Consider the following 24,351-nt stretch of genomic DNA (forward strand, 5'->3'; position numbering starts at 1 on the left):
CGGGCGACAGGGCCATGACCCCTGAACAGCACGAGGTGAGCAGGGGGGCGGGGGCACCATGGAACTGGGCATCGGCATCGGCTGGCGGCCGGAGATCGCGGCCGAGGTGGAGGCGCTGAGCGGAATCGACTGGGTGGAGGCGGTCGCGGAGAACCTCTGCGCCGACCACCTCCCGGACTCCCTGGTGCGGCTGCGGGAGCGCGGGGTGACCGTCGTGCCGCACGGGGTGGCACTCGGCCTCGGCGGCGCGGACCGGCCCGACCCCGACCGGCTCGCCGGTCTCGCGGCGCGCGCCCAACTGCTGGGGGCGCCCCTGGTGACCGAGCACATCGCGTTCGTACGGGCCGGGGGGCCGCTGACCGCGTCGCCGAGACTGGAGGCGGGGCACCTGCTGCCGGTGCCCCGCACCTGGGACGCGCTGGACGTGCTGTGCGAGAACGTGCGGATCGCGCAGGACTCGCTGCCGGTGCCGCTCGCCCTGGAGAACATCGCCGCGCTGATCACCTGGCCGGACGAGGAGCTCACCGAGGGGCAGTTCCTGGCGGAGCTGGTCGAGCGGACCGGGGTGCGGCTGCTGATCGACGTGGCCAATCTGCACACCAACCACGTCAATCTCGGCCAGGATCCGGCGAAGGCGCTGGACGAGCTGCCGGTGGAGGCCATCGCGTACGTCCATGTGGCGGGCGGGGTCGAGAAGAACGGCCTCTGGCACGACACGCACGCCCACCCGGTGTCCGAACCCGTCCTGGAGGTGCTGGCCGAGCTGCGCTCCCGGGTCGATCCGCGCGGCGTGCTGCTGGAGCGGGACGACGCGTTCCCGCCGGGCGCGGAGCTGGCGGGCGAACTGGACGCGATCCGGTCGACGCTGCGGAAGGCGGCGCCCTCGGTGGACCGGGCGGCGAGCGGGGTGGCCGGCCCGGGGCCGGGCCGGGCGGCGGGCCGGGGTGCCGCTCCCGCGGCCGACGCCACCGCGGGCGTCGAAACCCGTGCGGTCTCGGCCGCACCTGCCCCCGCACCCGCACCCGCCGACGTCCGTGACCGTACCGCCGTCGCACAGACCGCCCTGCTTTCCGCCCTGGTCGCCGGAACCCCGGCCCCCGAGGGCTTCGACCACCGGCGGCTGCGGGTGCAGAGCCGGGCACTGGCGGCCAAGCGCGCCGACGTCGTCGCCAAGGTGGCACCCGAACTGCCGGAGATCCTCGGCGACGGCTACCACGCCGCGTTCCTCGCGTACGCCGGTAGCCGCCCCCTGTCCGGCGGCTATCGCCGCGACGCCCTGAACTTCGCGGAGCATGTGCTCATCACGGGCGGTCCCGCCGATCCGGCGGCGCGGCGCCGGCTGACGTACTGGTGGCAGGACCGGTCCGGCGCCCGGCCGCCGCGCCGTACCACCCGTCTGGTCCGGGCGGCCCGTGCCGTCCTCGTGGGGAAGTGACCGCTGTGAACGTCTTCGCTCTGCCGGCGACCCTCGGGGTCGTCGTCTCATCGGTGCTGCTCGTCGTCACGACGGTGGCCGAGCGGTTCCGCCGCCCCTCTGCCGGCCCCGACGTCGCCCTTCACGACCTGTACGAGGTCGCGTTCCTGAACGGCGGTCCGGCCAGGGTCGTGGACACCGCCCTGACCGCCCTGCACGCGGACGGCCGGCTGGCCGTCGGCGGGCCCGGCATCGTCGCCGTACAGCGGGAGCAGGCGAACGACCCGGTGGAGCGCGCGGTGTTCGAGGCGGTGGCCGACGCCCCGAGCGGCGCCCTGCACGCCCTGCGGGAAGCGGTGATGCGGCACCCGGCGGTCCAGGAGGTCGGCGACGGGCTCGCCGCGCGCGGCCTGCTGGTGCCTCCCCACCGGCTCCGTCCGCTGCGGCGGTGGGGGTTGATCCAGGGGGTGGCGTGCCTCATCGCCCTGCCGGTGAGCGTGGTGCTCACGTTCGTCCAGTTCGCCGCGACCGACCCCCTGGAAGTCTCGGTCCCGTTCATCGTGAAGATGCTGCCCGCGATCGTCATCGGCGCGTTCACCGGGCTGATCGTCACGGTCTCCTCCGCGAGCCGCCTCACGAAGTCGGGGCGGCACGCCGCGCTGTCGTTCCGGACCTCCTACGCCCATGTGGCGACCCCCGCCCATCTCGTCGCCACGCTGGGACTGCGCGCGTTGCCGGACCCGGTCTTCCAGGGCCAGTTGGTGGCGGCGGCACGGCTGAGCGCGCCGCGTCGGCGGTCCTCGTCGTACGTCGCCGGCGGCACGGCGGCGGGGGTCACCGCGGTCGCCGCCACGACGGTCTGGTGCGCCGCCTCCGGCCCCGGCGGCTCCAGCTGCGGCGGGTCGACCGGGGGCGGCTCCGGTTCGAGCTGCGGCGGCGGGTCCGGGTGCGGAGGCGGAGGCGGGTCGAGCTGTGGTGGCGGTTCCAGCTGCGGTGGTTCGAGCGGTTCCAGCTGCGGTGGTGGCTCCAGCTGTGGGGGCGGGTCCTGAACCGGCCCCCCTCCCCCTTCCGAACCTGAATCGGGCCCGTACGCAAGCATCTTGACCGCCCATCGGAGTGGTTCCCGGTGACCCTCCGGGGCGGTGCTGGACATATCCCTGCGGCCGCCCGACCATTCCTCTCCGCATCCGCAGAGAGGCCCCCGCGCGTGAGAACTGCTGCGCTCTACACATCGATCGGCTCCCTGGTCCTGTCCGCCCTCGCCGCCGCTCCGGCGGGGGCCTGGGACCGCCCCGGTTCCGCCGAGGCCCGGGGCACCGCGATCGCCGCCGCCCGGGCCACGGCCGCCGGGATCGACTTCGCCGCCTGCCCCGAGGAGGAGATGCTCCCGGACTCCCTGAAGTGCGGCACGGTCACGGTGCCCCTCGACTACGCGGATCCGGACGGGCGGCAGCTCGAACTGACCGTCAGCCGGACGCCCGCCACCGGTCCGGCGCAGGAGCGGCAGGGCGCGTTCGTCTACAACCCGGGCGGCCCCGGCGCGTCCAGCATCACCTTCCCGCTGGCCGGGGAGCTGCCGGAGTGGAAGGAGATCGCCGAGGCGTACGACCTGGTCGGCTACGCCCCGCGCGGTGTGAACGGCTCTTCCGCACCGCTGAGTTGCCAGGACCCCGCCGCGTACACGAAGGGTCCGACCGACGCCCCGACGCATCCGGCCCGGGAGTACAAGGAGCGGCGTGTCGCCCGTGCGAAGGCGTACGCGCGGGGCTGCGCGGAGCACGCGGGCGAGACGCTGCGGCACTACACCTCGCTGAACAACGCCCGCGACCTGGACGTGCTGCGGGCCGCGCTCGGCGAGAGCCGGCTGACGTTCATGGGGGCGTCGTACGGGACGTACTTCGGGGCGCTGTACGCGACGCTGTTCCCCTCCCACGTACGGCGCATGGTCTTCGACTCGGCGGTCGATCCCGACCCCGAGCAGATCTGGTACCGCTCCAACATGGGCCAGTCGCTGGCCTTCGAGGCGCGCTGGGAGGACTTCCGCCGCTGGGTCGCCAAGCACGACGACGTGTACCGCCTGGGGACCACCCCCGAGGCGGTGCAACGGCGCTACGACGAGGTGCGCGCCGAGCTGGCGGTGAAGCCCGCGGGCGGCAAGGTCGGGCCGGGGCAGCTGCATTCGGCGTTCCTGGGGGCGGGCTACTACGACGACTACTGGGCGATGCGGGCGACGGCGCTGTCGGAGTACGTCCGGGGCAATCCGGAGCCGCTGGTCGCACAGGCGTCCCCGCGCGCGGTGGCGGCGAAGGACAACGAGAACGCCCAGGCGGTGTACACGGCCGTCGAGTGCAACGACGCGCCCTGGCCCGAGGACTTCGAGGTCTGGGACCGCGACCACACGGAGCTGGCGCGCGTCGCGCCCTTCGAGACCTGGGACAACGCCTTCTCGAACCTGCCGTGCGCCTTCTGGCCCGCTCCCCGGCAGCGGCCGCTGGACGTCCGCGTGGGGTGGGGCGAGCTGCCGCCGGTGCTGATCCTGGCGGCGGAGCGGGACGCGGCGACTCCGTACAAGGGGGCGCTGGAGCTGCGGAAGCGGCTGCCCGGTTCGTCGCTGGTGACCGAGCGGGACGCGGGGACGCACGGCATCGGCGGGGCGGGGAACGCCTGCGTCGACGATCATCTGCGCCGGTATCTGCTGACCGGTGAGGTGCCGGGGCGGGGTGCGGACTGCGCCGCGCACCCGGAGCCCAACCCGGTCTCGCTGGACTGACCGGGCGGTCGGCGGGCGTACGGAGCGGGGGCCGCCACACCGTGACGGTGCGACGGCCCCCGAAGCCGAACCCGGTGTCGCTGGAGAGGCGGACGGCACGATCGGTGCCCGGTGCCCGACTCTCTGATCTTCCGGGTTGGGGTGGTGCGGGACTCGCTGGCTATGCGAGCCCGGCCACCAGGTCTGCGACGCTCTTCCTGCGGCCCGTGTAGAACGGGACCTCCTCGCGCACGTGGAGCCGTGCCTCGGAGGCGCGCAGGTGACGCATCAGGTCGACGATGCGGTACAGCTCGTCCGCCTCGAAGGCGAGGATCCACTCGTAGTCGCCGAGCGAGAACGAGGCGACGGTGTTGGCGCGGACGTCGGGGTAGCCCCGGGCCATCTTGCCGTGGTCCGCGAGCATACGGCGGCGGTCCTCGTCGGGCAGCAGGTACCAGTCGTAGGACCGGACGAAGGGGTAGACGCTGATGTAGTCGCGGGGCGTCTCATCGGCGAGGAACGCCGGGATGTGCGACTTGTTGAACTCGGCGGGGCGGTGCAGCGCCATGTTCGACCAGACCGGGTCGAGCGCGCGGCCGAGCCTGGTGCGCCTGAAGAGGTTGTACGCGTCCTGGAGCTGGTCCGAGGTCTCGGCGTGCCACCAGATCATGATGTCCGCGTCGGCCCGCAGCCCGGACAGGTCGTAGGTGCCCCGGACGGTGATGTCCTTGGCCGCGAGCTGGTCGAACAGCTCCTGCACCTCGTCGGCGTAGCCCGCGCGGTCCAGCGGGAGGACGTCGCGGAGCTTGAAGACCGACCACAGGGTGTAGCGGATGACCTCGTTGAGGTCCTTGGCCTTCTTGCCGGCGTTCGGACTCTTGCTTGATGTCACAGTCTCAGGAGCACTCATACGGCTATTGTCCCGCCTCGCTCCCCGTGCCCCGAACCAGGGTCGGCGTGGCGATGATCTCGCTCGCGATCTCGTCGGCCGCGCGGCGGGCGCTCGCGATGCAGGCGGGGATGCCCACCCCGTCGTAGACCGCGCCGCAGACCCGCAGGGCGGGCAGCTTGGCGACCTCGTCCCGGATGCGGGCGACCCGGGTGAGGTGGCCGACCGGGTACTGCGGCAGGCCGCCGATCCAGCGGGTGACCTCGGTGTCGACGGGCCGGGCGGTGAGGCCGGTGGCGGCGGCGAGGTCGCGCAGGGAGACGGAGACGAGCTCCTCGTCCTCGCGGTGGAGGTGGTCCTCCTCGCCGTAGCGGCCGACGGAGGTGCGGAGCACGAACAGGTCGGGGGCGGCGTCGGCGACCCACTGCCACTTGTTGCTGGAGAACGTGGACGCCTTGATCGTGTGCCCGTCGACGGGCGGCACCAGGAAGCCGGAGCGGCCGCGCAGGGCTTCGTACGCCTCGATGTCGGTGCGGCGGAAGGCCAGGGTGACCAGGGCCATCGAGGCGTACTCGACGCCGGACAGCTCGGCGGAGGCGGCCGGGGACTCGGCGGCCAGCAGGGTGGCCGCGGACCAGGCGGGGGTGGCCAGGACGATGCCGTCGGCGGCAATGGTCCGGGCGTCGGTGCGGACGGCCCAGCCCGTTTCCGTACGGGTCAGGCCGAGGACGGGCGTCTCGGTGAGGATGTCGCCGCCCTGGGCCCGTACGGCGTCGGCGACGGCGGCCGGGAGGGTGCCGATGCCGCCCGCGATGCCCTGGAAGACGGGGCCGGTCTGCTGCCGGGCGGCGGCCCGCGCCTGGATGCGGCTGACACCGTCGAGCAGCGGGCCGCCCTCCTTCACGGCCTCGAAGAGCTGGGGCACGGCGGCGCGCATGGAGATCCGGTAGGCGTCGCCCGCGTAGACCCCGCCGAGGAGGGGCTCCACCAGCCGGTCCACGACCTCGCGGCCGAGCCGGTCCGCGACGTACGCGCCGACCGCGACGTCGTCGCCGACGGGGGTCGGGGTGAGGTCGCGCTCCTCGGCGATCCGGGCCAGGCCCTCGGGGGACAGCACCTCGCCGAGGACCGCCGGGTCGCCGGGGACACCCATGACATGGCCCTTGGGCATGGGGCGCAGCGCGTCGCGCGTCCAGAGCGACGCGGTGGCGGTGGCGGGCGGCTGGAGCCGGCCGCCGAGGCCCACGGCCTCGGCCAGCGCGACCGCCTCGGGGCGCCGGGCGAGCATCGACTCGGCCCCCAGGTCGACCTGGACGCCCGCGATCTCGCCGGTCATGAGCTTGCCGCCGAGCCGGTCCGTCGCCTCCAGGAGGGTGACCCGCAGGCCGGTGGCGACCAGGCGGTGGGCGGCCGCCAGGCCGGCGATGCCGCCGCCGATGACGACGACGTGCCCCAGGGGCGTTTCCGCACGCTGTTGAGAACGCTGCATGGGTCCACTCTCTCAGACCCGATCCGACGCTCCACCGTGACCACTTCGAAACCGCCGTCCGGCAACCGGTCCGGGGGCGGCCGCTTCGAACCGGCGACATCAACCAACGTCCTGGGGGGACCAGTTATGGATGTGGAAAGCAGGAGCGGCCGGCCTTTCGTCCGGGCACGTGCGGCGCTCGTGGCCGGGTCGCTCGGCCTGCTGCTCGCCGTCGGCGGCTGCGGGGCGTCGGGCGACTCGATGGACAGCGGCGCGAAGGCGGCGCGGGGCGAGGCGGCGGCGCGTGAGGGGCTGTCGGACGAGGGCGGGGCAGCCGCCTCCGCCGCTCCCGGGGAGCGGTCGGACGACAAGGCGGCCGGGAAGAGGGCGGCGCCGAAGGCGGGCGCCTCGCACGTCATCCGTACGGCCACGCTCTCCGTCGAGGTGAAGAGCGTGCCGAAGGCCGTGGCCGCCGCGCGCGGCGTGGTGGAGGGCGCGGGGGGCCTGGTCGCGACGGAGAACACCGAGCGGCTCGACGACACCTATGAGACCTCGCACCTGGTGCTGCGGGTGCCGCAGGAGCGGTTCCAGGAGGTGCTGCGGGAGCTGGCCGGTTCCGGGAAGCTGCTGTCGCGCACCTCGAACGCGAAGGACGTCACCGACCGGGTGGTCGATGTGGAGAGCCGGATCTCCACCCAGCGCGCGAGTGTGGCGCGGGTGCGGGAGCTGATGGACCGGGCGGAGAAGATCGGCGATGTGGTGGCCCTGGAGGGCGAGCTGAGCAGCCGTCAGTCCGATCTGGAGTCGCTGCTGGCCCAGCAGGCGAGCCTGAAGGACCGCACGTCGCTGGCGACGATCACGCTGGACCTGACGCCGCCGGACGCCCCGGGCGACGACGGGTCGGAGGATGAGGACCCCGGGTTCCTGGACGCGCTGGGCGGCGGCTGGGACGCGTTCGTGACGATGCTGCGGTGGATCGCGGTGGCGTTCGGGGCCGCGTTCCCGTTCCTGCTCACGGCGGCCCTGGCGGTCGTGGTGTGGCGGGTGCTGCGGAAGCGCGGGGCCGCCCGCCGGCCCGCTCCGGCGGTTGCGGCGGCTCCGACCGGGAAGGACGGTGCCCCGGCCTCCTGAAACCGCTCCGGCGTCGTAGCGTGGGCCCCTGATTCGCCGATGCGGCGAACCGGCGGAAGGGACCCGGCATGGCAGCGGAGCGACTGGTGGTCATCGGCGGTGACGCGGCGGGCATGTCCGCCGCGTCACAGGCCCGCAGGCTGAAGGGGCCGGACGCGCTGGAGATCGTCGCCTTCGAGCGCGGCCACTTCACCTCGTACTCCGCCTGCGGCATCCCGTACTGGGTGGGCGGCGATGTCGGGGAGCGCGATGACCTGATCGCCCGCACCCCCGGGGAGCACCGGGAGCGGGACATCGATCTGCGGATGCGGACCGAGGTGACCGAGCTGGACGTGGCCGGGCAGCGGGTGCGGGCGCTGGACCGGGAGAGCGGGCAGACGTACTGGACGGGCTTCGACAAGCTGGTGATCGCCACCGGGGCCCGTCCGGTGCGCCCGGCGCTGCCGGGGATGGACGCGGCCGGGGTGCACGGGGTGCAGACCCTGGACGACGGGCAGGCGCTCCTGGACTCGCTGGACGCGCTGCGCTCCGGCGAGGGGCCCCGGCGGGCGGTCGTGGTGGGCGCGGGGTACATCGGCGTGGAGATGGCCGAGGCGATGCTGAAGCGGGGCTTCGAGGTGACCGTCCTCAACCGGGGCGAGCAGCCGATGGCGACGCTCGACGCGGACATGGGGCGGCTCGTCCACGAGGCGCTGGACGGGCTGGGCGTCACGACGGTCAACGGGGCGGCCGTGACGGAGATCCTCACGGGTCCGGACGGCCGGGTCACCGAGGTGGTGACGGAGGCGGGGGCGTATCCGGCGGACGTGGTGGTCCTCGGCATCGGCGTGGAGCCGGAGACCGGACTGGCCCGCGCGGCGGGGCTGCCGGTGGGGCCGCACGGCGGTCTGCTGACGGACCTGGCCATGCGGGTGGTGGGCCACGAGAACATCTGGGCGGGCGGCGACTGCGTGGAGGTGCTGGACCTGGTGGCGGGCCGCACCCGGCACATCGCGCTGGGCACCCACGCCAACAAGCACGGCCAGGTGATCGGTTCCAACGTCGGCGGCGGCTACGGCACGTTCCCCGGTGTGGTCGGTACGGCGGTGAGCAAGGTCTGCGACCTGGAGATCGCCCGGACCGGGCTGCGGGAGAAGGACGCCCGCGCGGTGGGACTGCGCTATGTCACGGCGACCATCGAGTCGACGCAGCGGGCGGGGTACTACCCGGGGGCGAAGCCGATGACGGTGAAGATGATCGCGGAGCTGCGTACGGGCCGGCTGCTCGGGGTGCAGATCGTGGGCCGCGAGGGGTCGGCGAAGCGGGTGGACGTGGCGGCTGTGGCGCTGACGGCCGGGATGACGGTGGAGCAGATGACGGCGCTCGACCTCGGCTACGCCCCGCCGTTCTCACCGGTCTGGGACCCGGTGCTGGTGGCCGCCCGCAAGACGGTGGCGGCGGTGCGGGGCGCGGGGAGCTGACGAGGCCCCCCGCGCCCGGGGCGCGACTGCCTCAGCGCGCGGTCTGCTCGTGGACGTACCCCACGAGGCGGGTGAGCGCGTCCGGGTCCATGTTGGGCATGACGCCGTGGCCCAGGTTGAAGACGTGGCCCTCCAGACCGGCGGCGGCGTCCAGCACCTCGCGGGTCTTGGCCTCGACGGCCGGGGTCGGCGCGAAGAGGACCGCCGGGTCGAGGTTGCCCTGGAGCGCCTTGCCGGGGCCGACGCGGCGGGCGGCCTCGTCGAGGGGGACCCGCCAGTCGACGCCGACGACGTCCGCTCCGGCCTCGCCCATCAGGCCGAGCAGTTCGCCGGTGCCGACGCCGAAGTGGATGCGGGGGACGCCGTAGGGGGCGACGGCGTCGAAGACCTTCGCGGAGGCCGGGAGCACGGCGCGGCGGTAGTCGGCGGGGGCCAGCGCGCCGACCCAGGAGTCGAAGAGCTGGACGGCGGAGGCGCCGGCCTCGATCTGGACCTTGAGGAAGGCGCCGGTGATCTCCGCGAGCCGGTCCACGAGGTCGGCCCAGAGCTGCGGGTCGCCGTACATCATGGCCTTGGTGCGCTCGTGGTTGCGCGAGGGGCCGCCCTCGACGAGATAGCTGGCGAGCGTGAACGGGGCCCCGGCGAAGCCGATGAGCGGGGTGGCGCCCAGCTCGGCGGTGAGGATCCCGATGGCCTCGGTGACGTACGGGACGTCCTCGGGGGTGAGGTCGCGCAGCCGGGCCAGGTCGGCGCGGGTGCGGATCGGCTCGGCGATGACGGGGCCGACGCCGGGCTTGATGTCGAGGTCGATGCCGATGGCCTTCAGGGGCACCACGATGTCGCTGAAGTAGATCGCGGCGTCGACCTTGTGGCGGCGTACGGGCTGCAGGGTGATCTCGGCGACCAGTTCCGGCATCATGCAGGAGTCGAGCATCGCGATGCCCTCGCGGACCTTCAGGTACTCGGGCAGCGAGCGTCCCGCCTGGCGCATGAACCACACCGGCGTGTGCGGTACGGGTTCGCGGCGGCATGCCTTGAGGAACGCCGAGTCGTGGGTGGCGTTGCGGACCGCGTCGAGGCTGGCGGAGGTCGTCGTCTGCTGGCCCGAAGGGCTGTCGTTGGCACTCACGAGCAGAATCTTCGCACGCGCGTCGAAGGAGCCCGGCCCCACGTGGGTGTCTCTCCCTGCGCGCGGCCCGCCTTCCGCCTACTCTTCCCCGCATGGCTCCGGCTCAGGGACAGTTTTCCGATCATTCCGACGGCGTTGAGGACAAGGACCGCGCGGAGGAGGGCCCTCCCGTGCCTCCCGCGTTCCTGGCGGCGGTGGACGCGCTGCGCTCGGCGCGGCTGCGCCCGGAGCTGGAGGTGGAGGCGACCAGGCCGCCCCAGCGCCTCGCGCCGCACGCGTACGCCCTGGAGGCGGCGGTGGTGGACGGTGAGGACGATCTCGCCGACGGCAGGCTGGTCCTGCTGCACGACCCGGCGGGGCACGACGCGTGGGAGGGCACGTTCCGGCTGGTGACCCTGGTCCGTGCGGAGCTGGAGCCGGAGATGGCGGCGGATCCGCTGCTGCCGGAGGTGTGCTGGTCCTGGCTGACGGGGGCGCTGGACGCGCGGGGCCTGTCGTACGGGGAGGCCGGCGGGACGGTGACACGCGCCGGATCGCACTACTTCGGTGCGCTCTCCGCGCGCCGTCCGGCGACGCAGATCGAGATCCGCGCCTCGTGGACGCCCAGGGAGTGGCGCGGCGGCATCCCGGACACGGCGTCGCACCTGATGGCCTGGGGTGATCTGCTGTGCCAGATCGCGGGGCTGCCGCCGTCCGATCTGTCGGACGCGGCGGTGGTGACGCTGCCGCAGCGGCGCGGGCCGCAGATTTCGTAACACTCCGTCACCCGCATCGCACATACGCCGGATCTCTTTTCGTACAATCGATCGCGCGTCCTATTTGCCCGAATTGTTACTCACCAAATCGTGATCTTCCCCTAAAGGAGGACGGGTCCGCTGCCGAAGAGGTCAATGACCCTTCAAGCACGGTTCCCCCCCGGCTTCATCCCCGAGCCGGCCCGTCCCGCCACTCCCCCCAGGAGGCCTGGTGTCCGTTCTCCTTGAGCAGCCCGCAAGCCTGGTCGCCTACCGCCCGAACAAGCCGACGGCCATGGTCGTCGTGGCCGACCCGCGCGTCCGTTCCACCGTCACCCGCCATCTGTGGGCCCTCGGAGTACGTGACGTCATCGAGGCGTCGTCCATCGCGGAGGCACGTCCCCGCGTCGGCAACCCGCGCGACATCTGCATTGCCGACGTCCATCTGCCCGACGGTTCCGGGCTGACCCTGCTGTCCGAGACCCGCGCCGCAGGCTGGCCCAACGGTCTCGCCCTCTCCGCCGCCGACGACATCGGCGCCGTTCGCAACGCCCTCGCGGGCGGCGTGAAGGGCTACGTCGTCACCGGCACCCGAACCAACATCGGCCACCCCACCCGCCCCGGCGTCGCCCCCATCGGCGCCAACGCCGCCCGTATGCACCGCCGTCCGCCCGGGTCCCCGAGCCACCCGGGCGGCTACCGCGAACTGTCCGGGCGCGAGGTGGAGGTGCTCCGCCTGGTCGCCGAGGGCCAGTCCAACAAGGCCATCGGCGTCTCGATGGGCCTCTCCGCCCTGACCGTCAAGTCCCACCTCGCCCGCATCGCCCGCAAGCTCGGCACCGGCGACCGGGCCGGAATGGTCGCCGTCGCCCTCCGGACGGGCATCATCCACTGACCTCACCCCCACCGGGACGTGCACCGATGCGTCTCCGGCTGGAATACGCGCATGGCCGCCCGTCGACGGAACGTTCCGTCGACGGGCTCCGCGCATACACAGATACCCTTGGCACGTGACCGACGCCCAAGAGACCGCAGCAGACACTTCACTGCGAACCACCGGGGGCGCTCCCCCGGACGACGTCGCCCCGGCGCCGATCCCCTTGCTGGAGCCACGCGAGGGCATTCCCCCGGTGGTGACGACCGACGACGCCCTCGCCCGGGTGATCGCCTCCTTCGCCGGGGGCACCGGCCCGGTGGCCGTCGACGCCGAGCGCGCCTCGGGGTATCGCTACGGCCAGCGCGCCTACCTGGTGCAGCTGCGCCGAGAGGGCGCGGGCAGCGCCCTGGTCGACCCGGTCGGCTGCCCCGACCTCTCCGGCCTCGGCACCGCGCTGGACGGCACCGAGTGGATCCTGCACGCCGCGACCCAGGACCTGCCGTGCCTGCGGGACATAGGCATGACCCCCACCTCGCTGTTCGACACCGAGCTGGCCGGACGGCTCGCGGGCTTCCCGCGCGTCGGCCTCGGCGCGATGGTGGAGAACGTCCTCGGATACGCCCTGGAGAAGGGCCACTCCGCGGTCGACTGGTCCACCCGCCCGCTGCCCGATCCCTGGCTGCGCTACGCCGCGCTCGATGTGGAGCTCCTGATCGACCTGCGCGACGCGCTGGAGGAGGAGCTGGAGCGGCAGGGGAAGCTGGAGTGGGCCCGCGAGGAGTTCGACGCCATCGCCGCCGCGCCGCCGGCCCCGCCCCGCAAGGACCCCTGGCGGCGCACGTCGGGCATGCACAAGGTGCGCCGCCGCCGTCAGATGGCTGTGGTCCGGGAGCTGTGGACCACCCGTGACCAGGTCGCCCAGCGCCGCGACGTCTCGCCGGGCAAGGTGCTCGGCGACGCCGCGATCGTCGAGGCCGCGCTCGCGCTGCCGGTCGATGTGCAGGCCCTCACCGCGCTGCCGGGATTCGGCCACCGCATGGGCCGCCGTCAGCTGGAGCAGTGGCAGGCGGCCGTGGACCGGGCCAAGGCGCTGCCGGAGTCGGCGCTGCCGCAGCCGGGTCAGCAGCCGGCCGGGCCGCCCCCGCCGCGCTCCTGGGCCGACAAGGACCCGGCCGCCGCCGCCCGGCTCTCGGCCGCCCGCGCCGCCGTCTCCGAGCTGGCCGAGCGCCTGCACATGCCCCAGGAGAACCTGATCACCCCGGACACCGTGCGCCGCCTCTGCTGGGAGCCGCCGAAGAACCCGACGCCGGGCGCCGTCGAGGACGCCCTCGCCGGGTACGGGGCGCGGAACTGGCAGATCCGGCAGGTCGCCCCGCTCCTGGTCCGGGCGCTGGACGCCACGGGCTGACCCCGGGCGGAGCAGACCCGGGGCTGCCAGGGGGATCACCGCGCGGGCGGCAGGAATCCGCGACTCCGGGCCGCGCGCCGGCGGACAGGGCGGTCCGAACCGGGGGCCGCGGTCCGGCCGCGCCCCGCGATCCGGCCCGGCCCGCGACGTTTCCGGGCCGGTGAGACCGGCGGCGGGGACGAACGGATCACCGGAGCGGAGGCGGCCGGTGACGCGGAGTGCGCGCCGGCGGTCCGGACGGCCGTCGCGGAGGAGCGAATTCACGCCAGGTTGCCGACGCTGTCGCGGACCTGTGGTCGCGCGCCCGGCTCCGGCACCCCGAAGCGGTCGGCCCGCACGGCTCCGAGGTCCCCCGGCCGGCGCCGAAGCGGCGGGCGAGCACGGCTTCGACGCCCGGGGAGGGGACGCGGACGTACGGTCGAGACACCCGGGAAAGCCCGCACCGGCCACCGGGGCGGTGTGACCTTCGACGCTCCGGCCCCGGGGGGTGGGCAGTCTGGTTACCCGCAAGTAGCATGATGGCGGGCGGTGCGTCCCCGTGGCGCGCCCCCGCAGCAGTGCCATCCCGCACCCTGGAGGAGAGCCACCGTGCCTCGTACCATCCGGGACGTCGTCTTCGTCGACGGCGTCCGCACCCCGTTCGGCAAAGCGGGCCCGAAGGGCATCTACCACGAGACCCGCGCCGACGACCTCGTCGTGAAGGCCATCCGGGAGCTGCTGCGCCGCAACCCGGACCTGGACCCCAAGAAGATCGACGAGGTCGCCATCGCCGCGACCACGCAGATCGGGGACCAGGGCCTCACGCTGGGCCGTACCGCCGGAATCCTGGCCGGTCTCCCGCAGTCCGTCCCCGGCTACTCGATCGACCGCATGTGCGCGGGCGCGCTGACCGCCGTCACCTCGACGGCCGGTTCCATCGCCTTCGGCGCGTACGACGTCGTCGTGGCCGGTGGCGTCGAGCACATGGGCCGCCACCCGATGGGTGAGGGCGTCGACCCGAACCCGCGGTTCGTGTCGGAGAAGCTGGTCGACGAGTCCGCCCTGTTCATGGGCATGACGGCGGAGAACCTGCACGACCGCTACCCCACGATCACCAAGCAGCGCGCCGACGAGTACGCCGTGCGCTCGCAGGAGAAGGCCGCCAAGGCGTACGCCAACGGCAAGATCCAGCAGGACCTGGTACCGGTCTCGGTGCGCCGCACCAACGCCGAGGCGGGCGAGACGGGCTGGGGCCTGGTCACCGCCGACGAGCCGATGCGCCCGGGCACCACCATGGAGTCGCTGGCGGGCCTCAAGACCCCCTTCCGCGCCCACGGCCGGGTGACGGCCGGTAACGCCGCGGGGCTCAACGACGGCGCCACCGCCTCGCTGCTCGCCGCCGAGGACGTCGCCCGCGAGCTGGGTCTCCCGGTCAAGATGCGCCTGGTGTCGTACGCCTTCGCGGGCGTCGAGCCGGAGGTCATGGGGTACGGCCCGATCCCGGCGACCGAGAAGGCGCTGGCCCAGGCCGGTCTGACCATCGACGACATCGGTCTCTTCGAGATCAACGAGGCGTTCGCCGTGCAGGTGCTCGCCTTCCTGGAGCACTACGGCATCGCCGACGACGACGCCCGCGTCAACCAGTACGGCGGCGCGATCGCGTACGGCCACCCGCTCGCCTCCTCCGGTGTCCGGCTCATGACGCAGCTGGCCCGGCAGTTCGAGGAGCAGCCCGAGGTCCGCTACGGCCTGACGACGATGTGCGTCGGCTTCGGCATGGGCGCCACGGTCATCTGGGAGAACCCGAATTTCGACGGAGGCAACAAGTGAGCTCCACCACTGAGCTTCTGAAGGGTGCGGCCGAGCTGTTCCCCGGCGAGGTCGTCACGCAGGCGCACGTGCGCCACCTGGACCTGCCGTTCGGCGCCGGGCGGTTCGCGCTCATCACGCTGGACAACGGCCTGGACCACACCAAGCCGACGACCTTCGGGCCGCAGTCGCTGGCGAACTTGAACGCCGCGATCGACCAGGTCGAGAAGGAGGCCGCCGAGGGCACCATCACCGGTGTCGGCCTCACCGGCAAGCCGTTCATCTTCGCGGTCGGCGCCGACCTCAAGGGCGTCGAGCTGCTGAGCCGTCACGAGGACGCGCTGGCGATCGGCAAGGGCGGCCACGACGTCTTCCGCCGGCTGTCCGGCCTCGCCGTCCCCACCTTCGCGTACTACAACGGCGCGGCGATGGGCGGCGGTGTCGAGGTCGGTCTGCACTGCACCTACCGCACCGTCTCCAAGGCGCTCCCGGCGTTCTCGCTGCCCGAGGTCTTCCTCGGTCTGGTCCCCGGCTGGGGCGGCTGCGTTCTGCTCCCGAACCTGATCGGCGCGGACCGCGCGGTCTCGGTGATCATCGAGAACTCGCTGAACCAGAACCGTCAGCTCAAGGGCAAGCAGGTCTTCGAGCTCGGCATCGCGGACGCGATCTTCGAGGGCGCGGACTTCCTGGAGCAGTCGCTCGTGTGGACCGCGAACGTGCTCAAGGGCTCGGTCGCGCCCCAGCGAGCCGAGGTCGACCGCGGTGACGCCTGGGACGCGGCTGTCGCCCGCGGCCGGGCCATCGCCGACTCCAAGGTGCACGGCGCGGCCCCGGCGGCGTACCGCGCGCTGGACATCATCGCGGCCGCCAAGGACGGCGACCTGTCCGCCGGCTTCGACGCCGAGGACCAGGCCCTCGCGGACCTGATCATGGGCGGCGAGCTGCGCAGCGGCATCTACGCCTTCAACCTGGTCCAGAAGCGCGCCAAGCGCCCGGCCGGCGCCCCGGACAAGAACCTGGCCCGCCCGGTCACCAAGGTCGGCGTCGTCGGCGCGGGTCTGATGGCCTCGCAGCTGGCGCTGCTTTTCCTGCGCCGCCTGGAGGTCCCGGTCGTCCTCACGGACATCGACCAGGAGCGCGTCGACAAGGGTGTGGGCTACGTCCACGCCGAGATCGAGAAGCTGCTCGGCAAGGGCCGCATCAACCAGGACAAGGCCAACCGCCTCAAGGGCCTGGTCTCCGGTGTCCTCGACAAGGCCGAGGGCTTCGCGGACGCGGACTTCATCATCGAGGCCGTCTTCGAGGAGATCGGCGTCAAGCAGCAGGTGTTCGCGGAGGTCGAGGCGGTCGCCCCGGCGCACGCGATCCTCGCCACCAACACCTCCTCGCTGTCGGTGACCGAGATGGCGTCGAAGCTGAAGAACCCCGAGCGGGTCGTCGGCTTCCACTTCTTCAACCCGGTCGCGGTCCTCCCCCTGCTGGAGATCGTGCGCGGCGAGCAGACCGACGACGCCTCGCTGGCCACCGCGTTCGGTGTGGCCCGGAAGCTGAAGAAGACCGCGGTCCTGGTGAAGGACGCCCCGGCGTTCGTCGTCAACCGCATCCTCACCCGCTTCATGGGCGAGATCCAGAACGTCATCGACGAGGGCACCCCGGTCGAGGTCGCGGAGAAGGCCGTCGAGCCGCTCGGCCTGCCGATGTCCCCGCTGGTGCTTCTGGAGCTGGTCGGCCCGGCCATCGGCCTGCACGTCTCCGAGACCCTGAACCGCGCCTTCCCGGAGCGCTTCACCGTCTCCGAGAACCTGGCCGCGGTCGTCAAGGCCGGCAAGCGCGGCTTCTACGTCTACGACTCCGGCGCGCCGGTCCTCGACCCCGAGGTCGCCGCGCTCCTCAAGCAGGGCGACACCGTCCTGACCGAGGAGCAGACCCGCGACCGCGTGCTCGACGCGGTGGCGCAGGAGATCGGCCTGATGCTGGAGGAGGGCGTCGTCGCCGAGGCCCAGGACATCGACCTGTGCCTGATCACCGGTGCAGGCTGGCCCTTCCACCTGGGCGGCATCACGCCGTACCTGGACCGTGAGGGCGTCTCCCAGCGGGTGAACGGCAAGCCGTTCCTCGCGCCGGGCGTGGCGAGCGTCCCGGCGTAAGCACCCGCCGGTACGGGCCCGGCCCGCACACCCCTCGGGGTGTGCGGGCCGGTTCGCGTTCCGGGGCCGCGGTCAGCGGCCCCCGCTGAACGGGAGGTGGTCGCAGGCCTCGGAGCAGGCCGCCCGGGCGCTGACGGACTGCCGGATCCAGTTTCCCTCCGGTACGCCGTGCACCCGCAGGGTGAGCCGGGCCGGCCGGGAGTGGATGGCGCTGAAGATCGCCACGAACTCGACGGTGTAGGTGCCCGGTTTCCAGTCGTGCGGGTGGGTCACCTTCCAGGTGCCGTCCTCGGCCACCGGGGCGGAGGCGATCAGCCGGCCGCCTTCGAGCACCATCACCTTCGTGACACCCGCGGCGGCCGTCCCCGAGAAGCGGGGGCGCGCACCGCTCAGCGCTCCCTCCCTGGGGCCGAGGACCACGGGCGGTTCGACGGAGTCCCGCACGGTGAAGGCCACCGTGGAGAGGGGGGTCACCCCCTGCGGGTGGTAGCCGACCACCTGGACGAGATGGTCGCCCGCGGCCCAGTTCAGCACCCGTCGCCACTGCCACCGCCCGTCGGCGTTGACGCGAGTACCGCCGAGGTAGCCGCCGTTCTCGAAGAACACCACATAGCTCGTCCCGGCCTCGGCCGTGCCGGAGAACTTCTGCATGGCTCCGGTCAGCTGCCCCGGTGCGGGCCGTTCCACCACCGGCGCGGCCCCCGTGCGCACCTCGCTGTACAGAGCGAACTCCGGCTTCTCCACCGTGAATTCGGTGAGCACCGGAGGGTATTCGGGTGCCGTGGCGAGCGTGTTCACGTCGACGAGCCCGGGCGGCAGGTCGCGGGACTCGTGCAGGGCGATCGCCACCATCCGGGCCACGGCCCTGCCTCCCGCCTCGTTGAAGTGGGACGAGTCGATGATGCCCTCGGGGTGACGGGGGTGCTCGCCGGCGTCGATCCAGCGGAAGAAGTGACGCGCCCGCTGCGGACCCAGCTCCGCCAGCCACCCTGTCGTGAACGCTCCCAGGTCGACCAGGGCCGTCCCGGTCTCGGCGGCCACCTCACGCATCAGATCGGGGTACTCGCCCCGGGTGTCGGCCACCTCGCCCTCGGCCGTGAAGGCGCACCGGGCGGCGGGGGTCACCAGGACGGGGAAGGCGCCCTCGGCCCTGATCCCGTCGATGTAGAGGTAGAGGAACTCCTTGAACTCCCTCGGCCCGTGGTAGCGCAGGGGGTTGTCGATGCGCTGTTCGACCCCGCCGAGGTTGACCAGGACCAGATCGCCGGGGGCCAGCAGATTCAGCAGGGTGGCCAGCCGGTCGGTGAAGTAGGTCCGCAGCGTCATCGCGTCGCGGGCGTAGTTGCGCACCTCGTGGTACGGCGTCAGGAATTCCGCGAGAAACTGTCCCCAGCCCGCGAGAGGGGCTTCCTCCGGCGTGCGTGGCGCGGCCACGGAGTTCCCGACTATGCAGATCTTGCTCATGGGTTCGCCTCTCTCGCGATCACCTCTCCCGACTCGACGGCTGTGGACCTCACAGCGGCCAGTCGGGCAGGGTGCGCGCGTGGTACCGCTGATTGCGGGGTGAGCCGTATTCGAATTGGCTCGCGATGGGGAAATAGCTCGGGAGGAACGCCGCCAGAATGGCGTCCTGTTCCTCCTCGGGCACATCTCCGTCGTGGAAGTCGTTCAGACAGAAGACGTCGTTCGGGCGGCTCGTCAGGATTCTGCTGAGCCTGGTGCGGTGCTCGCTCAGGCCCACGTTGACGAATCCGCAGGAAATGCTTCCGGGGACGCTTCTGCCGGTGTGGTAGGCGAAGTAGTGGTGGAGCGAGGAGGCGATCGACACGTCGCCGTGGCTGCGCAGCCTGCTCGCCGAGGTGGCGGCGACCTGCTCGGGATAGGCGCGTTCCAGATCCTCCATGACGCTTCTGCGCAGGACGTAGGGCGCGTGGAGGAAGGAATGCGTGAGGGTCTGCCCGAAACTGTCCGCGATCAGCGCCCGGTTGTTCTTCGCCGCGCTGATGTTGAAGTCGTCGGTGGCCAGCGGGGGCACCATGGGGACCGCGGTGGGTGACGGGAAGTGCTTGGCCTGGCCGTTGCCGAGGAAGAACAGGCTCGGCATGACGGTACGCCCGATGAAGAAATCGTCGTTGAAATAGAGGAAGTGCTCCGAGAGGCCCTCGATGTGGTGGAGCCGGCTTTCGATCGCGTGCGAGTTGTACGTGGGCAGGGCGCCCTGGTCGCCGAAGATCTCCGTGTGGTCGACCACGCGGACCCGGTGGTGCGTGGGGTCCAGCCAGGACGGGACCTGCCGGTCGGTGACGATGTAGATGTTCCGGATCCACGGGGCGTACATGTCGATGGAGCGGAGCGAGTAGCGCAGTTCGTCACGGCTGCGGAAGCGGGCGGCGCTGGCGGCGGCGTCCACCGTCTCCAGTCCCGCCATGGCGAGCACCTGGTTCTTCCGCTCCAGCCACTGCACATCGGATCCGTCGACCCAGGTGTACACGGCGTCGACCGGGAAGCCGACGTCGCCGTGGAGCGGTTGCGCGAAGGCGTTGATGGTCGGGTAGGTCCGGCCGGAGAGGACCGTCGAGGCGCGCCCCAGGGAGTGCTGCGAGATCCGGTCGCCAATCAGGGTGCGGGTGGGCGCCACCAGGGTGTCGCTCTCCTCGGGATCGTTGTCCCAGAAGGAGATCGTGCAGCCGTACACCGCGCCCAGACGCAGGGTGCGGGAGGTCGACACGGCGTTCCGGTAGACGCGGACGCCGGAGCACGGCTGGCCGAGGTGGTCGCCGAGGAGGCCGGCGAGCGTGGTGGTGACCGGGTTCTGCCGGTCGTTGAGAAGGGCGGTGTAGACGGCTTCGTACTGGTACATCCCGCTCAGCGATTTGAGCACCGCCTCCCGGAACGAAGCGTGCACGGCGACCGTCCGCCGCACCATCGTGTCGCGGACCAGGAGATACGGAATGTCCGCGGCCTCCAGCGCGGAGGCGGCGAGCGCCAGGTTGGCCTGCACGATGTCGAACGGCGACTCAGCGTCCACGACCCGGCACAACTGGCCGCCGTCCTTGACCAGTTCGGGCCGCCGCTTGGCGACCTGCTGCTCCAGCTGGCGGTGGGCGCCGGAGCGGACCTGGCTCGGCGGGGCGGCGGTGGCGGCCGTCGCGGCGCCTTCCGGGCCGCTGTGGGCGGCGTGCAGGGCCAGCCGGTCCGCCTTCGCCGCGCCCCGGCCGCCGTGGTCCCGGTCCTCGACCAGGGCCTGGAAGAACGCCTCCCACCGCGCGGTGACCAGGGGCGGCGCGAACCGGGTGATGGAATCGGCCGCCGCCGCGCCCATCCGGTGCCGCATCGGGCCGTCGGACATCAGCTGGTGGAGCCGCCCGGCCAGCGCCTCGACGTCGCCGGGCGGTACGAGGATGCCCGACTGCCCGTCCAGCACGATCTCGCGCGGTCCGTTGGGGCAGTCGTAGGACACCACGGGGACCCCGGCCGCCTGCGCCTCCATGAGCACCAGGGGGAACGCCTCGTTCTTCGACGTCATCAGGGCGATGCTCGCCTTGGCCCATTCCTCCGCCAGATGCGGCGAGTTCCCGTTGAGCTGCACGCTGCTCTGCAGGCCCAGCTGGGCGATCTGCCGTCGCAGGGCACCGCTCAACGGCCCGTCGCCGAAGATCCTGAGCGTCCAGGCGGGGTGGTGGGGGGCCAGCAGCGCCCAGGCGTCGAGTGCCTGGTCGAGCTGCTTCTCACCGACGAGCCGGCCCGCGATCACCACTGTCCGGGTCTCCAGCGTGGAGCGCGGCCGGAACCCCGCGGGGAGCGCGTTCGGCACCACCTCGATGCGCGGTGCGGTCGCGCCGAGCGTCTCCGCGAACCAGTCCCGCGTACGGTCGCTGAGCACGGCGAGGGCGTCCAGCCGGGCCGCGTGGCGGAGCAACGGCTCGCCGCTGGTGCCGCGCAGCTCGGAGACCCGGTGCTCCTGGTGCACCGTGATGACCTCGGCCGGGGCGAGCTGCACGGCGAGCGCCATGAGGGCCGGGGTGGTGGTGATCAGGATGTCCGTGTCGGTGCGCTCCAGCGCCAGGCCGAGTTCGATGTCGGAGAGCCGGTTGAACGCGGCTTCCCAGGCGCGGTCGACCAGGCCGCTCGGCTGCTGGGCGAGGGCCGCGTGGACGGATTCGTCGAGATCGGTGCGGCGCACCGGCCGCTGCGTCCGGCCGGTCATGTCGACGAGGTAGTCGACCCGGACCCGTTCGTCGGGCGAGAAGAAGAGTTCGGGCTTGCTCTTGAAGACGCTCAGGACCCGTACGTCGTGGCGGTCGGCGAGTTCGGCGGCCTGGTTGAACACGGCCCGTTCCGTGCCGCCGACGGCGTCGGCGGTGGTCAGCAGAAAAGTGATCTTCACGAGAGTCTCCGCCCGGCTTCGGGCATACGACTGCACGTCACGCGGAAGTTGCCCGCGGGCGTGTAGCGGGGGTGGACCAGCAGGGGCGTCTGCCCTCGGGGGGCGACGCCGGCCTGGCTCATGGCGAAGACGCGCTGCGGATTGCGGACATCGTGGAGCCTGCGGCCCAGCCTCATCGGGCGTCCGCCGGCCGAGCAGAAGGCGACGTCCCAGTGTTCGGTGGCCCTGCGCCGCGGCGTCATCTCCTCCAGGGGGGTGACGACGCGCCAGATCCCGTCGCCCAGTTCGCTCAGGGGTTGCCGGATCCTGCGTCCGGTGGCGGTGAACTCCGCCCAGGGCTCGTCGGCCCCGGTTCCGACGACACGGAAGTCGACGACGAGTCCGGTGTGGGAGAGGTCGACCTTCACCACCTCGGCGGAGGGCCGGGCCTGTGAGGTGACGACCCGGAGGTTGCCGGTCACGGTGCGGCCGAGGCGGTGGCGTCGCCCGCTGACCGGGGAGACCGCCATGGGCATGGTCGGGCCGCCGTAGGGCTGCGGTGGTTCGACGAGGAGGAGCGGGATCCGCGCGGACCTGCGCCCCGAGCGGGTCGTGAGGGCGATCCGCCAGCGTCCGTCGGACAGCGGTACGCCTCCGGCCTCGGCGCCCAGCAGGACGGTGGCGTCCATGAGCAGACGGCCGTCCCGCTCCTCGTACACCCGGGCGGGGCTCTCGTACCGCCGCCGGCCGCGCTGGATCACCAGCCCGGCGTCCTCGGGGAGCCGCGCCGAGCGGGGCAGTTCCGCGTGCAGGTTGACCGTCTGCCCGTCCAGCACGGCGGCGTACAGCAGACGGGCGGCCCGCCCGGACCGCAGGGGCAGGAAGAGGCGCTGCATGAGCCACGACCGCAACGGGACGGCGCGGGCGGTGAGCCGTCGGCGGGCGGCCGCCAGGTGTCTGCGTCGAGGAATCATGCCGCCGCTCCCAGCTCTGCGATACGTCGGGTCGGGGCGCCTTCGGCGCCGGGGAGCTCGAAGGGGCTCGGTACGGGGAAGTAGTCGTCGAGGAACCGTTTCACCATGCGCGCCTGCGCGTCCGGGTCCTCCGGTACGACGGTGTCGTTGATACAGAAGGTGTCGAAGTCCCGGCGGGCCACCAGCCGGTCCAGCCGCCGCTGCGCCAGGGCGTCGCCGATGTCCACGTAGACGTACCGCAGGTTGCCGAGGGTCGCCCGTGCCTGGTGGTACGCGTAGTAGTGGTGCAGGGAGGAGGCGACGGGGATGTCGTGGGGCGAGCGGAACCGGGAGTTCTGGGTGACCCAGTGGGCCCGCCCGTAGGTCAGCTCGATCTCGGCGAGAACCGTTCTGCTGAGCGCGTGGGGCGTGTGCTTCATCTTCTGGGAGATGACCGTCCCGAACTGCTGGGCGATCAGACCGCGGCTGTTCTTTCCCGCCGCGTCCACCGGCAGGTCCTCGGGGGTGATCTGCCCGGAGGGGATGAGCGCCTTGGAGGTGAAGAACTTCGTCAGCCCGTTGGTGTGGAAGAAGTGCTCGGGTGTGACGGGCCGGCCGAAGAAGACGTCGTCGTTGAGGTAGAGGAAGTGCTCCGACAGCTCGGCTATGTGGTGCAGCTGGCTCTCGATGGCGTGCGAGTTGAACGTGGGCAGGGCGCCGGGGTCGGAGAAGATCTCGCGGTGGTCGACCACGCGCAGCCCCGGGTGGTCCGTGTTCAGCCAGCCGGGCGCCTGCCCCGCGGTGACCAGGTAGATGTTGCGCACCCAGGGCGCGTACTGGTGGATCGAGCGCAGCGAGTAGCGCAGTTCGTCCCGGCTGGTGTACCGGGCGCCGTTGTCCGCCTGTTCGTGCATTTCCTCGGCCCGGCCGGGGTCCAGGGAGCGGCGCACCGCGTCCTTGCCCGCGCGCCACACCGGGTCCGCGTCGTCCACCCAGGTGTAGACGACGTCGATCGGGAAGGCGTGGTCGCCGGGGAGCCGTGCGGTGAACTCGGGGACCGTACGCGTGTAGCCGGTGTGGTACTGGCCGGGCACCAGGCTGAACAGCTTCTGCTCCGCCGTGCGCAGTTCGGTGCCGACCGGCAGCCGGGTGACGACGGCGTTGGGCCTGGGCGCGACGAGCGCGCCGTCCGACTCCGTCCAGAATTCCAGGTCGCATCCCGAGTCCGGGCCGAAGACGAGCTTGCCGGTCGGGTCGCAGACGTTCCAGGTGAGCCGGAGCACCTGGCTGGAGCGGAGCCGGTTCCAGGTCTTCGCCGACGCTCCGGTACGCAACTGTCCGCCCGCCACGTCCCGGACATAGCCGGGGTTGCGTCCGAAGGCGATCTGGAGCACTTCCTCGACGTCCGCGCGGTGGCGCGCGGAGACGGCGACGCACGGGGTGTCCTTGCCGGTGCCGCGGACGGCGAAGTAGTCGATCTCCGCGTCCTCCAGGACGGCGACGACCATGTGCAGGTTCCGCGCCCGCGCCGCCCACTCCGTGGCGCCCCTGACGACGACGGCCCGCACGTGTTTGCCGTCGATCCTGACGATACGCAGGGAGGCTTCCGTGCTGTGTCTGGCGGGGTTGCTGCGGCCTCCCAGCACACGCACGACGACCGCGGAGCGGAGGGAGTCGAACGTGGCCAGCAGATGCATGACCATGTTGCGCAACGGGACCGGAACGCGGCGCACGATGCGCCGGCGCGCCCGCACGGGGACCAGAGACCGGTAGGTGGAAACGAGCGAACTGGTCTCGGGGTTACTGACGCTCACCACAGGTCTTCCGCACCATCCATA

17 protein-coding genes are annotated in these 24,351 nt (G+C 72.4%); 10 read left to right on the forward strand and 7 right to left on the reverse strand.

What is annotated here, in order from left to right; all coding sequences use genetic code 11:
- Window positions 1–58 precede the first annotated feature (58 nt).
- The 3 genes from IE145_RS09235 (at window position 59) to IE145_RS09245 (ending at window position 4,184) form a co-directional block, all read left to right on the forward strand.
- Window positions 59–1,435, forward strand: coding sequence for an MbnB/TglH/ChrH family RiPP precursor modification enzyme (locus IE145_RS09235; protein WP_189520429.1), 1,377 nt, complete (start codon window positions 59–61; stop codon window positions 1,433–1,435).
- 5 nt (window positions 1,436–1,440) lie between these two features.
- Window positions 1,441–2,463: a TIGR04222 domain-containing membrane protein gene (locus IE145_RS09240; RefSeq protein ID WP_189520430.1), complete on the forward strand. Its 1,023-nt coding sequence runs from the start codon at window positions 1,441–1,443 to the stop codon at window positions 2,461–2,463.
- A gap of 158 nt (window positions 2,464–2,621) precedes the next feature.
- Window positions 2,622–4,184, forward strand: coding sequence for an alpha/beta hydrolase (locus IE145_RS09245; RefSeq protein WP_189520431.1), 1,563 nt, complete (start codon window positions 2,622–2,624; stop codon window positions 4,182–4,184).
- Between the two features lie 160 nt (window positions 4,185–4,344).
- Here the strand turns inward: IE145_RS09245 and hemQ are convergent, their stop codons facing one another.
- The gene (gene hemQ, locus IE145_RS09250; protein WP_189520432.1) at window positions 4,345–5,073 is read right to left on the reverse strand and encodes a hydrogen peroxide-dependent heme synthase; all 729 of its coding nucleotides are present in this window, start codon (window positions 5,071–5,073) and stop codon (window positions 4,345–4,347) included.
- 4 nt (window positions 5,074–5,077) lie between these two features.
- On the reverse strand, window positions 5,078–6,541 hold the full coding sequence (gene hemG / locus IE145_RS09255) for a protoporphyrinogen oxidase (protein ID WP_189520433.1): 1,464 nt from the start codon (window positions 6,539–6,541) through the stop codon (window positions 5,078–5,080).
- Window positions 6,542–6,667: 126 nt separating this feature from the next.
- Here hemG and IE145_RS09260 point away from each other — a divergent pair, with 126 nt between their 5' ends.
- Window positions 6,668–7,651: a DUF4349 domain-containing protein gene (locus IE145_RS09260; protein ID WP_189520434.1), complete on the forward strand. Its 984-nt coding sequence runs from the start codon at window positions 6,668–6,670 to the stop codon at window positions 7,649–7,651.
- Window positions 7,652–7,719: 68 nt separating this feature from the next.
- Complete coding sequence (locus tag IE145_RS09265; RefSeq protein WP_189520435.1) at window positions 7,720–9,111, forward strand: FAD-dependent oxidoreductase; 1,392 nt, start codon at window positions 7,720–7,722, stop codon at window positions 9,109–9,111.
- Between the two features lie 31 nt (window positions 9,112–9,142).
- On the opposite strand, the gene hemE is transcribed toward IE145_RS09265, so the two are convergent.
- The gene (gene hemE / locus IE145_RS09270) at window positions 9,143–10,240 is read right to left on the reverse strand and encodes a uroporphyrinogen decarboxylase (protein WP_065477806.1); all 1,098 of its coding nucleotides are present in this window, start codon (window positions 10,238–10,240) and stop codon (window positions 9,143–9,145) included.
- A gap of 92 nt (window positions 10,241–10,332) precedes the next feature.
- Here hemE and IE145_RS09275 point away from each other — a divergent pair, with 92 nt between their 5' ends.
- From IE145_RS09275 to IE145_RS09295, 5 genes are all read left to right on the forward strand, one after another.
- Window positions 10,333–10,995, forward strand: coding sequence for a DUF3000 domain-containing protein (locus tag IE145_RS09275; RefSeq protein WP_189520436.1), 663 nt, complete (start codon window positions 10,333–10,335; stop codon window positions 10,993–10,995).
- 211 nt (window positions 10,996–11,206) lie between these two features.
- Complete coding sequence (locus IE145_RS09280) at window positions 11,207–11,869, forward strand: response regulator transcription factor (protein WP_003965521.1); 663 nt, start codon at window positions 11,207–11,209, stop codon at window positions 11,867–11,869.
- Between the two features lie 115 nt (window positions 11,870–11,984).
- Window positions 11,985–13,259 (forward strand): HRDC domain-containing protein, encoded by a 1,275-nt coding sequence (locus tag IE145_RS09285; protein ID WP_189520437.1) that lies wholly within the window; start codon window positions 11,985–11,987, stop codon window positions 13,257–13,259.
- Window positions 13,260–13,847: 588 nt separating this feature from the next.
- A complete protein-coding gene (locus IE145_RS09290; protein ID WP_006128405.1) occupies window positions 13,848–15,068 on the forward strand; it encodes a thiolase family protein in 1,221 nt (406 codons plus the stop codon).
- A complete protein-coding gene (locus tag IE145_RS09295) occupies window positions 15,065–17,194 on the forward strand; it encodes a 3-hydroxyacyl-CoA dehydrogenase NAD-binding domain-containing protein (RefSeq protein ID WP_189520438.1) in 2,130 nt (709 codons plus the stop codon). Before IE145_RS09290 ends, IE145_RS09295 begins: the two co-directional genes overlap by 4 nt.
- A gap of 72 nt (window positions 17,195–17,266) precedes the next feature.
- On the opposite strand, the gene IE145_RS09300 is transcribed toward IE145_RS09295, so the two are convergent.
- From IE145_RS09300 to IE145_RS09315, 4 genes are read right to left on the reverse strand one after another with little or no spacing between them, the layout of a single operon-like run.
- Window positions 17,267–18,658 carry a hypothetical protein gene (locus IE145_RS09300; protein WP_189520439.1) on the reverse strand — a complete coding sequence of 464 codons (1,392 nt, stop codon included), beginning with the start codon at window positions 18,656–18,658 and terminating at the stop codon, window positions 17,267–17,269.
- A gap of 49 nt (window positions 18,659–18,707) precedes the next feature.
- Entirely contained in the window at window positions 18,708–21,581 is a 2,874-nt protein-coding gene (locus tag IE145_RS09305; protein ID WP_189520440.1) for a stealth family protein, read from the reverse strand.
- Complete coding sequence (locus tag IE145_RS09310; RefSeq protein WP_189520441.1) at window positions 21,578–22,534, reverse strand: hypothetical protein; 957 nt, start codon at window positions 22,532–22,534, stop codon at window positions 21,578–21,580. The genes IE145_RS09305 and IE145_RS09310 overlap by 4 nt, the downstream gene beginning before the upstream one ends.
- Window positions 22,531–24,330, reverse strand: coding sequence for a stealth family protein (locus IE145_RS09315; RefSeq protein WP_189520442.1), 1,800 nt, complete (start codon window positions 24,328–24,330; stop codon window positions 22,531–22,533). Before IE145_RS09315 ends, IE145_RS09310 begins: the two co-directional genes overlap by 4 nt.
- Window positions 24,331–24,351 lie beyond the last annotated feature (21 nt).

Origin of the sequence: Streptomyces sindenensis (genome assembly GCF_014649035.1) — a bacterium.
GTDB classification, from domain to species: Bacteria; Actinomycetota; Actinomycetes; order Streptomycetales; family Streptomycetaceae; genus Streptomyces; species Streptomyces sindenensis.